Genomic DNA, 12,599 nt, shown 5'->3' with positions numbered 1-12,599 from the left:
AGGGTGGCGACATGGTTTCAGCCCCTAACCGACTCAAATCTAGAAGCTTATATACTCATAGTTCGGTTATCGTTTGAGTGGTAAGGGAGGGAAAAATGTTCTCAATCTTATGGGGCGACATTCAGCAAGGACAGCTAGCCCGGCTTCCCTATCTGGGATATTCACTGTTGGTCAGTTTGCTTCTCATTCTGATTGGACTGAGTGCAGTGCTGCTCGAAAATGGCGTCGAACGTGGCGCCAACGGAATAGAAAGCATATCACTCACACTCTCGCTTCCCGGCTTTGTATTGCTTTTGCTGATGACGATCCCATTGGGATTATCTGGTTTGAATCTGATGGCAAAACGCTTACGGCATATTGGCCTTCCAGGATGGCCAACAACCATCACACTCACGCTGCTGGTGCTCGCCATTGCTTACGGCTGGTCCCTTCCCGGGGCCCATGGCTTCCAGTTTCTGATATGGATGACGCTCCTCCTTTTACCAAAAAATACTTTTTCACATTCACCCAATTCATCCGTCCATTAGCAATGACCAAGTAGAATGGTTGATTTTATGCCCTTAATTCCCCCACCATATTTATGGGATTCACCCGATATTCATTCATTTCCGCGCTTTTGGCTCACTGACGCCGCATCGCCTGGCTCAGAGGCCATTCCACAAAATTTTCATGCGAGAGACTCCTGATATGGCCCTTTCCCAAGCCCAGATAATTCGCATTGCTGCACCCCTAATATTCAGTCTGACCGCTTCAATAGCGTCCGCTGCGGACGATCTCTCCTACTGGTACGTAGGCGGCAAAATTGGCTGGAGCCATTTTCACAACGGCTGCGAAGCTCAGGCGGAGTCTTGTGATAAGGACAGCGGAGGCTGGGGGGCGCAACTCGGTTACCGGGCCACGGAACACTGGGCCTTTGAGGCGCAATATCTCGATTTCGGCGATGCCGTTGCAACGTATCGGGAGAGCGGTCAACTCAATCAGTACACCGGCTCAATGGCGGGGTGGACCGTTGCACTGAAAGGCATTCTGCCACTGACCAAAAAGACCGAGCTTTACGGCAAAGTGGGCAGCCTCTATTGGGATGGTGAAGTCAAAGGGCCGGGCTCTACCCGTCAGGATAACGATTGGGCTCCGATGATGGCCATCGGTCTGGACTACCACTTCTCTCCACGCTGGAGCATCAGCGCAGAAACCCAGTACGCCGACGGAGTGGGAAGCGAATCCATCGGCGGCAGTAATCTCTTCTTTACCAGTGTGGGCGTGCAATATCGCTTTGGGCCGACTCAGCCGCAGCCCCAACAGAAGCCCACGCCACCGCCGCCTCCGCCGCCAGCTCCTGTTGTGCTTCCTGCAATGCACAGTGAGGTGCATTTTGCCTTTGACAGCGCCACCCCACTGGATGAGCCACCACTGACCGCTGTCGTCGACCGACTGGTCCGCTATCCCGATGCCCGGGTCATTGTAAAGGGGTACGCCGATGCCACTGGCCCCGACGCTTACAACATGAAGCTGTCAGAACGCCGGGCGGAAGCGATCAAGGCTGAGCTGGTCCGGCAGGGCGTCAATCCCGACCAAATTACTGTTGAAGGTTTCGGAGAACAAAACCCGGTTTTGGATAACGAGACCGCAGAACACCGCGCGCAGAACCGTCGTGTTCACCTCTACCTGCCAGGATTGGAGGTGAATCCATGATGGGAAAATTACAACGCAGCACTGCAGGCAAGGCAATGCACCAACTCTCACGTTTCTGGATTTTCCTGTTCAGCTTGCTGCTGTTCGGCTGCGATGGCAGCCACAGTGGTTTTCCGTCCGCAGGATGCGGTCAGCCAGACAACCCTTGCCCGGCCTATCTGGTTGCTCTGGAAGTGACTCCTCTTAATCAGACTCTGGATGTCGGTGTCACGCAACCCTACCTGGCAACCGCAATCTACAGTGATAACCGTAAAGCCGATGTCACTGCCGAAGCGATCTGGCAGGTGGCCAACACCGACGTGGCCAATATGGATGTGAGTGGCCTACTGACCACACTGGCCGTTGGCCAGACCGCCATCCGCGCCGAATTTGACGGCATGGTCAACGAAGCTCAGCTCTCGGTCGTCGATAAGCCGCTGCAAAGCCTGCGAATTACGCCAGTTGAAACTATGACTCTGGTTGGACTGACCCAAAGCTACCAGGCGCTGGCGCTCTATCTGGATGGTACTGAACACCCCGTAACCGATGTGGCCCAGTGGACAGTGGCCGACGCCAACGTAGCCAATGTGACCGCACCGGGCCAGATTCAGACGCTCGCCATGGGTGACACCCAGGTTCAGGTCAATTGGAAAGGCGCCTCTCAGGAGGCTCGTCTTGTGGTGCTGGATGCCGAGCCGGTTGCACTGGAAGTGACGCCCTCCGGCGCATCCATGCCGCTAGGCACCAGTCTGCAGATGCACAGCGCCCTGGTGCTGGCCGATCAACAGCGTATTGACGTTACCAACCAGGTGGAATGGAGCCTGGACGACCAGTACCTGCAAGCCGTGGACGACGTTAATCATCCCGGCCTGGTAACCGGTATTGCCACCGGTCTGGGAGTCGTTCAGACCACGCTGACATTGCCGAAGAAGACACTATCAGTGGTCACCGGTATTACGGTGACCGATGCCACCGTCACTGCCCTGCAGCTAACCCCGGTTAACGGGATCTACCCTGCTGGCACCACCGGAACTTACACCGCGCTGGCCTATTACAGCGATGGGCAGGTTATGGATGTCACCCGTGAGGTGACCTGGAGCAGCAGTGAGCCCGACGTGGTTCAGATGGTCAATGCGGGTTCCGAGGCTGGCGACGCCGTGGCATTGCAGCCGGGTGAGAGCCTTATCCAGGCCAGCTTTGGCGGCGTAGATGCCTCCACCGGTGTCACCATTACCGATGCGGTATTGACCGCCATCCAGGTCTCTCCTCCGGTTGCCACTGCCCCTGTAGGGGTTAGAGTGGCCTACCAGGCCATTGGCGTATTCAGTGATGGTCACATTCAGGAACTGACTCAACGGATCAGTTGGCAGAGCAGCGACACCAGCGTGGCGGAGTTCTCCGGCAGCGGAGCCGTTTCGAACCAGACACTGGCACTCAAACCGGGCAGCACCACCATTTCAGCCCGATTCGGCGGGCTGGAAGGGGAAGCGGAACAGACCGTAACCGATGCCGTGCTCGAGTCATTGCGGGTAACCCCGGCCCAGATTGAGCTGCCTGCAGGCGTTCAATCTCAGCTGCACGCCATCGCCCGCTATACCGATGGCCATGAAGAGCCTGTCAGCGAACGGGCTTCCTGGAGTACAGAGCAGCCCGAAACGATCTGGCTTGTGGCTGCAGGCCCGAACGCCGGAGGCATTCAGGGCACATCTCCAGGTACCGCAACCGTTCAAGCGGCGTTTGGTGGACTGTCGGCCACTGCCGCCATCACCATCTCCCAGGCGACGCCGGTTGCACTGACGGTGACCCCTGCCCAGGCCTCTGTGCCGATTGGACGCACCCAGCCGTTCCAGGCGCTGCTGAGCTTTACCGATGGCTCGGTTCAGGATGTCACCCAGTTCAGTCAATGGCAGAGCAATCAGCCAACCCTGGCTACCGTCGGCAATCGTGGCGGCGCAGCCGGTCTGGCACAGGGCCACGCTGCGGGGGAAGCTGCTATTCAGGCCAGCTACCTGGGGCTGAACAGCAACGCCAAGCTCACCGTGACCGATGCGGTTGCCGAGTCCCTGAGCGTAACGCCCTATCGCGCCAGCGCATTGATTGGGGGCCAGGTGGCCTACTCCGCCAGCGCCCAGTTCAGCGACGGCAGCCAGCGTGACGTTACCGCAGAGGTGTTGTGGCAAAGCGACTCAAACGCCATTGCCGTTGTGGATTCGTCTGGCCGGGCAACCGGGCTCAGCGCTGGCTCAGCGGGCATTCTCGCCACGCTGCCCGGCAGTTTGCTGGAAGCCGATGCCAGCCTGACGGTCCTGAGCCCGACCCTGTCATTGGTATCGCTGAAGGTGTTCCCCTATCGCGACAGCGTATTCACCGGGGCAACCCTCGCTTTTGAAGCGGAAGCGGAGTTCAGCGATGGCAGCAAACAGCGTGTCACCGATCAGGTCGCCTGGCGCTCGCTCTCAACCAACGCCGCCATCAACACCAGTGGGGTGGCAGAAGGCCTGATGGCCGGCCAAGCGACCATTGAAGCCGCTCTGGGCTACCAGGGTCAGCGTTATCAGGCACAGGCTACGCTGTTTGTGCTTGAACCAACGGTGCAGGTGAGAGATTTCGCGATCACGCCCTACCGCGCTTCGGTGCTTGTAGCCGGCACTCAGCCCTATCAAGCCACCCTGACGCTGGAAGATGGCACCCGCATGGATGTCACCGATCAGGTAGGCTGGCTGGCGGACGATGCCGCAATTGCCACCCTCACCCAGGATGGCGTGGCTACGGGCCACCATGAAGGCAACACCCCTGTTCGGGCCAGCTTTAACCTCAATGGTGTGCTCTATCAGGCCCCGGGGGAGTTGTGGGTCACCGATCCCAACATCGCCATCCTGTCGCTTCAGGTGCGTCCGGGTCAGTCCGACCTGCTTCTGGGCAGTGGCGTCAGCCTCCAGGCGCTTGCCCAACTGGAGGATGGGAGTGAGCAGAATGTCTCCGCCGACGTTCGCTGGCAATCTGCAGATCCATCCATCGCCAGTGTGACTCCGGATGGCCATGTGATTGCCAATGGCGTTGGTGAAACGGTCATCACTGCCACTCGAGGTTATCAGGGACAGCTGTATCAGGCACAAGCCACGATTCGGGTAAAAGCCCCGGATGTGCAGGTTCTGGCGCTGGACCTGAGCCCGAATCAGATGACCATTCTGATCAACGATGTGGTCACCCTTACCGCCACCGCCGTAATGGACGACGGTCGACGCATTGACGTCAGTGATCAGATCCTGTGGGCAATCGATGACACTAATATTGCGGCCCATCTGGGCAGTGCCGGAAAATTCCTGGGACTCGCGGAAGGTGAAACGACCATTCAGGCCAAATACCAGTATGCTGGCCAGAGCTATCTGGCGCTGGCCAACCTCAAGGTGCTTGGCCCGTCCGTCAGTGTGGTGTCGGTGAATATCGAACCAGCACTGCTCAAAATGCCGGTTGGCAGCAGCCGCCAGCTGTTTGCTACTGCGGTGTTTGATGATGGCTCGCTGGTTGACGTTACCAACAGCGCCATCTGGAACTCGGGTAACGACAACATCGCTCAGGTGGACAGCCATGGGTTGGTGACCGGCTTGAAAACCGGCCACACGCCGATCAATGGCGCGGTCAATATCGGTTCCTGGGTCAACACAGCGGTCAGCACCAACATTACCGATCCAAACAGCACCGTCACTTCAGTAACGTACGCGCCCAAGAACCAAACCATTCTTCAGGACGGTCTGCTCCAGCTTACTGCCACCGCCATCTGGGTGGATGGCACCGAGGTGGATGTCACAGAAGACGCGGTGTGGGAAGCGTTTGATCCCGCCATCGCCGTACTCACCGATCTACCCGGCCAGGTGCGTGGTATCACCGAAGGGGTTGCCGCTTTCCGAGGCAAGTACACTGTCGGCAACAAAACCTACGTTGGCACCATTGAGGTCACGGTTAAAGGCAGTGCCGTCACCATCACCCGGATCCGGATTGAACCCGAGGCTCCGACCATTCAGGTGAGCACCATCAAACCACTGACGGCCACCGCCGAGCTCAGTGATGGTACCGAAGTGGACGTGACCCATTACGCCGCTTGGATCTCCAGCGATAATCGCGTCGCCACCTTCAGCGGCGCCGATGGTCTGGCCTACGGACTGGAAGTGGGCAGTGCCACACTCTCCGCTCAACTGAACCTCTCCGGTGTGACCTACCGGGGAGAAACCACCGCCACGGTGGTGGATCGAGCGGTGACCTTTCTGGAGATCCGCCCCGACAGCCTGGCCCTGGCCGTCGGTGACTCGGCGCCTCTGAGCGCCTGGCTCCACTACGACGATGGCAGCAGCGATGACGTCAGCCCCTCGGTGGCCTGGTCCAGCAGTGACAATGGGGTTGTGGCGGTAACGTCTGATGGGGAAGCAACTGGCATCGCCACCGGCTCCGCCACATTGACCGCCAACTTCCAAGGCCTGGTTCAGGACTCCATCTCAGTATCCGTGGGCCTTTGAGCCCCGATAACGCCTTAGAAAGCAAAACGCCCCCATTGTTGGGGGCGTTTTTTATGGTGGCATGCACTCACTTTACCGAGGCGGAAATCATCGCTCGCAACGCCGCTGGCCGCACCATCTTCGCCATATAGCGGTAGCCTCGACTCTCGACCTCCTCCACCAGCTCTTTACGGGTATCTGCGGTGATCAGGATGCCGGGCAGTTCTGCGCCATAGAGCTTGCGGATCCCGTCCATCGCCTCCAGCCCACTCTGGCCGTTATCCAGGTGGTAGTCCGCCAGCACAATGTCCGGCGCAAACCCCTTGAGACCAAGACGAATCCGGGCGTCCGCCAGGTCGCGCGCGGTCACCACTTTGCACTGCCACCGCTTAAGCAAGCTTTCCAGTCCCGCCAGAATCGCTTCCTCATTATCGATGCAGAGCACCTTCACCCCTTGCAGAGGCGCAGTGTGTACCGGCCTGACGCTGGTAGCCTGTACCTTGTAACGCGCCAGAGGCACCGTAACCGAGAATACAGAGCCTACGCCCAGCGACGATTCCACCTTCAACGGCGTGTTCAGCACCTTGGCGATGCGATCAGCAATTGCCAGCCCCAGGCCGAGACCCGCACGCTCGCCCTGCCCCTCCACCTGGCGAAACTCTTTGAAGATCTCCTCCACCTGGTCGTCGGCGATGCCACAGCCGGTGTCGAGCACCTGGATCTCCACCGCCTGCCCCCGACGGCGACAGCCCAGCAGTATGGTGCCGGAATCGGTGTAGCGCAGCGCATTGGTGAGGAAATTCTGCACCAGACGTCGCAGCAGATTGGGATCGGTATCCAGCGTCAAATCCCGCAACCGGTGGCGGAACTTCAGCCCCTTATTGGCCGCCATCGCCGAAAACTCTACGGTCAGGGGTTCCAGCACACTGGCCAGGTTCACCGCCCGACGCTCCACCGTCATGGTTCCGGAGTCCAGCTTTGAGATGTCCAGCAGGTCGGACAGCATCTCCCCCGCCGCCTTCAGAGAGCCAGCGATGTGGACAACGGTTTCATGGTCCTTCGGGTGCATCCGGGTCTCCTGCATCAGGGACGCGGTAAACAAGCGGGCGGCGTTTAGCGGCTGCATCAAATCATGCCCGACTGCAGCCAGGAAGCGGGACTTGGACTGGTTCGCCTGCTCCTCAGCGGCTTTCGACTCCAACAGCTGGGCGTTCAGTTGGCCCAACTCGTTGGTACGCTCCGCCACCCGGGCTTCCAGGTTCTCGTTCACCTCTTTCAGGGCCGCCTCCTGGGCGCGGAAATCCGTGATGTCACTGAACGTCATCACAAAGCCGCCATCCGGCATCGGATTGCCCCGGATCCGGATCACCCGGCCATCACCATGCTGGCGCTCAGAGGTGTGCGCTGAGCCCGCCCGCATAAAGGCGATCCGCTTCTCAACATGGTGCTCAACCTCTCCGGGACCACAACGGCCAACCCGGGCGTTATAACGAATGATCTCCGCCACCGGCAAACCCGTTTTGAGGAACCCCTCGGGAAACTCGAACAGCGCTTCGTAGCGTTGGTTCCAGGCCACCAGATTCAGATCGCCATCCACCACGCTCATGCCTTCAAAGGCGTGCTCAATCGCACCTCTAAGCTGGTCCTGACTCATCAGAATCTTGGCGCTGGCTTCATCCACCAGGGAGAACACCTCATCCAGCGCCAGGTCACGGCCGCGCATCACACTGTCCATCACCACCGACGCTGAGGAGGCCCCCAGCACGGAGGCGATAAGACGCTCGGTGTGTTCAATCAGCGCCTCGCTGGCGGGCTTATTCCAGCTCTCCCGAGCGATGGCGTCGGGGAAAAACTGGGAGAAAGAGGCGTACGCCCGGGCCGGGCCGACAAAGCGGCTGGCCAACAACAGGAGGTCCTGTTGACTGATGGACCCCACCCGGCCATGGTTGGCCTTGGGCATGCCCGGCAGCTGTACAAAGGCACCGGATTGGATCCGCTCCGTAACCGAAGGACGGGAGAACCAGGAGCCCGCAATGTACCCGCCGCAGTTGGCCAGCAGCGCCAACAGGATGTGGTTCATGTCGTCGCTCATGTTGCCGAGCAGACGCAGCTCCTCCAGCTCCAGTCCAAGCATCGGACGGGCCATAACGTAACACCAGCCACCAAACCCAAGAGCCAGCCCGAGTAGCACGCCGTTACGGTGTCCCTTTTTCCAGTACAGGCCCCCCACCAGCGCCGGCGCCAATTGGGCAAAAGCGCCAAACGCCAGCATGCCGATGCGGGCCAGAGTGTCGGTGTTATCCAGCAGCCGATAGGCCAGGAAGCCCGCCAGCAACAGCACCAGAATCACCAGGCGGCGGGCATTCAGCAGGCCGATGGAGAACTGGTCGAAACTCTTCCCTCTTATGCGCCCGGAACGCAGCAGCAGGGGCACCAGCCATTCGTTGGAGATCATAATGGCGATGGTCACCACCGCCACAATCACCATGGAGCTGGCGGCAGAGATGGTCCCCAACAGCGCGATGACCGCCAAGGCATCGGCTCCGATGGCCAGCGGCAGGTTGATCACATAGGTATCGGCGGCCACCGCGTCCCCAAGCAGCACCCGTCCGGCCAGCGCCAGGGGAATCACAAAGCAGGAGAACAGAATCAGATAAAGGGGCAGCACCCAACGGGCCCTGTCGACGTGCTCGGTCTGCTCAACCTCCACCACCATCACATGGAAGATCCGCGGCAGACAGACAAACGCCGCCATGGAGATCAGCACTTCCGGCCCGATGTCGGCCAGATCCAGCACCATGGAGGGAGCCACCTGCTGCTCCTGAGCCCGGTTAAGAATGTCCATGGGGCCATCGAACAAACCAAAGGTCACCACGACGCCAACCAGCACAAAGGCGAACAGTTTGACGAAGGACTCAAACGCCACCGCCAGAATCATTCCCGGGTTGTGCTCAGTGGCATCCAGCTTTCGGGTACCGAACAGAATCGCAAACAGCGCCAGCGTCAGGGCAATCAACAGCGCCAGGGTGTCGGATTCCATCAGGGAACCGGTGGAGAACAGGCCCAGCGAAAACACCATCGCTTTCAGCTGCAAAGCCACGTAGGGCATGATCCCAAGGGTGGCGATCAGGGTGACCAGCACCGCCAGCAGTTGCGACTTGCCGTAGCGGGCGGCAATAAAGTCTGCGACCGAGGTGATGTTCTGCGCCTTCGCCACCATCACCAGCTTGCGGATAAAGCCAAACCCCAGAGTAAACAGCAGGATGGGACCGATATAGATGGGCAGGAACGCCCAGGGCGAGGTGCTGGCTTGCCCCACCGTACCGAGGAAACTCCAGGAAGAGCAGTAGACCGCCAGTGACAGGCCATAAACCCACGGGCCCAGTCTGGCCTTTCGTTTTCCAACCCACCGCTCGCCCAACCAGGCGATCAAAAACAGCAGGGTCACATAGCCAAGTGAAACGGAAATGACAGTCAACGAAGAGAGCATAACATCCGATGTTACGGTGGTTTTGCCAACAGTGTGCCAGTAAACCTTTGGCCTCAAAAGCGTTTCGCAAGAGGACGGGCCTCACATCGACTAGACGATGGTCGAATGGCACCACCTGAGTGTGGCTGGAAAACTTTGAACACGCCCAATTCAGGAGAGGGAAACCCGATGAGTACGCAGTCTCTCTATCCCGTCAGCCCCGAGCTGGCGGAGAGCAGCAAGATTAACGAAGAACTGTACCGCAAGATGTATCAGGAGTCCGTGGTGAACCCGGAAGGCTTCTGGCGCGAACATGGCCAGCGCATTTCCTGGTTCAAGGATTACACCAAGATCCGTGACGTCTCCTTTGACGATCACAACCTCTACATCAAATGGTTCTATGACGGGACCCTGAACGCCTCTTACAACTGTGTCGACCGCCACCTGGAAACCCGTGGCGACCAGACCGCGATCATCTGGGAGGGGGACGACGCCTCCGAGCAGCGCACCCTGACCTACGCCGAACTGCACGCCGAAGTGTGCAAGTTTGCCAACGCCCTGCGCAGCCAGGGAGTTCGTCGCGGTGATGTGGTCACCATCTACATGCCGATGGTGCCCGAAGCTGCGGTGGCCATGCTGGCTTGTGCCCGCATCGGCGCCGTTCACTCCGTAATCTTTGGCGGATTCTCTCCTGACTCCATCGCCAGCCGCATCAATGACGGTCAGTCCAAGGTGGTGATCACCTCCGACGAAGGTGTTCGTGGTGGCCGCATCGTTCCGCTTAAGGCCAACGTCGACGCCGCTCTGGATCACCCCGACGTCACCACCGTCGAGCGCGTGATTGTGCTCAAGCGCACCGGCAACGATGACGTGAACTTCGTACCGGGTCGCGACATCTGGTGGCACGATGTGATGAGCATCGCCTCCGAGTACTGCGAAGCCCGTGAGATGAACGCGGAAGACCCGCTGTTTATCCTCTATACCTCCGGCTCCACCGGCAAGCCCAAAGGGGTACTGCACACCACGGGTGGCTACATGGTGTACGCCTCCATGACCCACGAGTACGTGTTCGATTACCGTGAGGGTGAGGTGTACTGGTGTACCGCCGATGTGGGTTGGATCACCGGCCACTCCTACATGGTGTATGGTCCGTTGGCCAACGGCGCCACGATTCTGATGCACGAGGGCGTGCCCAACTGGCCCACTGCAGGCCGACTGGGTGAGATGATCGACCGCCATAAGGTCAACATCCTCTACACCGCTCCGACCCTGATCCGCGCCCTGATGGCGCAGGGCAGCGATCACTTTGACACCATGGACGGTTCCAGCCTGCGCATCATGGGTTCCGTGGGTGAGCCCATTAACCCGGAAGCCTGGCGCTGGTACCACGAGGTGATTGGCCGCGGCAAATGCCCCATCGTCGACACCTGGTGGCAAACCGAAACCGGCGGTTGCCTGATCACCCCCCTGCCCGGCGCCACCAACCTGAAGCCCGGCAGCGCCACCCGCCCCTTCTTCGGTGTACAGCCCGCGCTGGTGGACAATCTGGGTAACCTGATTGAAGGCCCTGGCGAAGGCAACCTGGTGCTGCTGGACTCCTGGCCGGGTCAGATGCGCAGCGTTTATGGTGACCACGAGCGCTTTGTGCTGACCTACTTCAAGACCTTCCGCGGCATGTACTTCACCGGCGACGGTGCCAAGCGCGATGAGGACGGCTACTACTGGATCACCGGCCGTGTGGATGACGTTATCAACGTGTCCGGACACCGTCTGGGTACCGCCGAAATCGAGTCTGCGCTGGTGTCTCACCCGCAGGTGGCCGAAGCTGCTGTAGTGGGTTACCCCCACGACATCAAAGGCCAGGGCATCTACGCCTACGTCACCCTGAACCAGGGCGTCGAAGAGAGCGAAGAGCTGCGCCAGACCCTGCGTCAGTGGGTACGCAGCGAAATTGGCGCCCTCGCCTCGCCGGATCTGATTCAGTGGGCACCGGGCCTGCCGAAAACCCGCTCCGGTAAGATCATGCGCCGCTTCCTGCGTAAGATTGCCGCAGACGAAGTGGGCAGCCTGGGCGACAACAGCACCCTGGCCGATCCGACGGTACTGGATCATCTGATCGATACCCGTCTGAACCGTCAGGCAGACTGATTCGGCCACAATTCCCGACCCTTAGGCCCACATCTGTGGGCCTTTTTTCGCTCATCCGTTGGTGCGCGTCAGGAAGGAATTGAGATCATCGTCAAACAGTGGCGACTTTTTGTCCTGCTACAATCGCCATGGTGAAACTTTTTATTGTTCAATGCCGATGGAATTAGCGCCCGCTCACTGCTCACCTTTGTCCGCCGAGGACGCCGCCCGGTTGTTCGTCATCGATCAAACCCGGGATGGCGCGCCTGTGGCTATCCGTGCCATCACGCCGGAGGACAAGTATGAGATGCGGGATCTCTACCCCACACTGTCTGAGCGCACCCTCTATATGCGCTTTTTCCGCGTGATCAGCGCCCCCAGCCTGGAGGCGATCGCCCGCTATACCGATGTGGATTTCAACACCCACCTGGCTCTGGTGGCGCTGTGGGGGCCTGAACAACGGATGGTGGCGGCAGGCCGCTTGATTCGCGCTACCGCCGACTCCGATGTGGCGGAACTCTCCTGCCTGGTGATCGATGAGATGCAGCATCGGGGCATTGGTCGGGTTCTGGTAAGCCGTCTGCTGGAGACCGGCCGAGAGTGGGGCATCAACCGGGTGATTGCGCTGGTGCATGCCGAAAACCACCCGATGCTGAGACTGCTGAAGAGCCAGGGCTACCCCACGGAACTGGTGTATGACGATGGCGAGTTCACCGTCACCCTCGAAACCCATCTGCCCCCCAGTAATGACAATGACATCAACCACGCCACCGTAGGCGCGATGCACCAGGGGATTGAAACGTAACCTCCCCGGCACAGACGGTAATCCGGTCTCGAATTGA

The 12,599-nt window shown here is 59.5% G+C and carries 6 protein-coding genes; 5 read left to right on the top strand and 1 reads right to left on the bottom strand.

Annotated features, from left to right (window positions below; genetic code table 11):
* Positions 1-95 precede the first annotated feature (95 nt).
* The 3 genes from KUV52_RS12005 to KUV52_RS11995 all read left to right on the top strand — a co-directional run bounded on the left by KUV52_RS12005 (position 96) and on the right by KUV52_RS11995 (position 6,182).
* Positions 96-527 carry a hypothetical protein gene (locus KUV52_RS12005; protein WP_222526171.1) on the top strand — a complete coding sequence of 144 codons (432 nt, stop codon included), beginning with the start codon at positions 96-98 and terminating at the stop codon, positions 525-527.
* A gap of 160 nt (positions 528-687) precedes the next feature.
* A complete protein-coding gene (locus KUV52_RS12000; protein ID WP_222526170.1) occupies positions 688-1,692 on the top strand; it encodes an OmpA family protein in 1,005 nt (334 codons plus the stop codon).
* On the top strand, positions 1,689-6,182 hold the full coding sequence (locus tag KUV52_RS11995; protein ID WP_222526169.1) for an Ig-like domain-containing protein: 4,494 nt from the start codon (positions 1,689-1,691) through the stop codon (positions 6,180-6,182). Before KUV52_RS12000 ends, KUV52_RS11995 begins: the two co-directional genes overlap by 4 nt.
* Before the next feature lie 67 nt (positions 6,183-6,249).
* Here KUV52_RS11995 and KUV52_RS11990 read toward each other — a convergent pair whose 3' ends face one another.
* Positions 6,250-9,651 carry a NahK/ErcS family hybrid sensor histidine kinase/response regulator gene (locus tag KUV52_RS11990; RefSeq protein ID WP_222526168.1) on the bottom strand — a complete coding sequence of 1,134 codons (3,402 nt, stop codon included), beginning with the start codon at positions 9,649-9,651 and terminating at the stop codon, positions 6,250-6,252.
* A 168-nt stretch (positions 9,652-9,819) separates the two neighbouring features.
* Here KUV52_RS11990 and acs point away from each other — a divergent pair, with 168 nt between their 5' ends.
* Together acs and KUV52_RS11980 are read left to right on the top strand one after the other, a co-directional pair.
* Positions 9,820-11,778 (top strand): acetate--CoA ligase, encoded by a 1,959-nt coding sequence (gene acs / locus KUV52_RS11985; protein ID WP_222526167.1) that lies wholly within the window; start codon positions 9,820-9,822, stop codon positions 11,776-11,778.
* A gap of 157 nt (positions 11,779-11,935) precedes the next feature.
* Positions 11,936-12,562: a GNAT family N-acetyltransferase gene (locus KUV52_RS11980; protein WP_222526166.1), complete on the top strand. Its 627-nt coding sequence runs from the start codon at positions 11,936-11,938 to the stop codon at positions 12,560-12,562.
* Positions 12,563-12,599 lie beyond the last annotated feature (37 nt).

Origin of the sequence: Ferrimonas balearica, from assembly GCF_019802055.1 — a bacterium.
Lineage (GTDB): Bacteria > Pseudomonadota > Gammaproteobacteria > Enterobacterales > Shewanellaceae > Ferrimonas > Ferrimonas balearica_A.
This window is presented reverse-complemented; position numbering and strand designations above follow the sequence as displayed.

Excerpts from the sequence above, each read along its gene's own strand:
- KUV52_RS11995 (WP_222526169.1), top strand. The coding sequence starts at position 1,689 with ATGATGGGAAAATTACAACGCAGCACTGCAGGCAAGGCAATGCACCAA.
- KUV52_RS12000 (WP_222526170.1), top strand. The coding sequence starts at position 688 with ATGGCCCTTTCCCAAGCCCAGATAATTCGCATTGCTGCACCCCTAATA.
- acs (WP_222526167.1), top strand. The coding sequence starts at position 9,820 with ATGAGTACGCAGTCTCTCTATCCCGTCAGCCCCGAGCTGGCGGAGAGC.
- KUV52_RS12005 (WP_222526171.1), top strand. The coding sequence starts at position 96 with ATGTTCTCAATCTTATGGGGCGACATTCAGCAAGGACAGCTAGCCCGG.
- KUV52_RS11990 (WP_222526168.1), bottom strand. The coding sequence starts at position 9,651 with ATGCTCTCTTCGTTGACTGTCATTTCCGTTTCACTTGGCTATGTGACC.
- KUV52_RS11980 (WP_222526166.1), top strand. The coding sequence starts at position 11,936 with ATGGAATTAGCGCCCGCTCACTGCTCACCTTTGTCCGCCGAGGACGCC.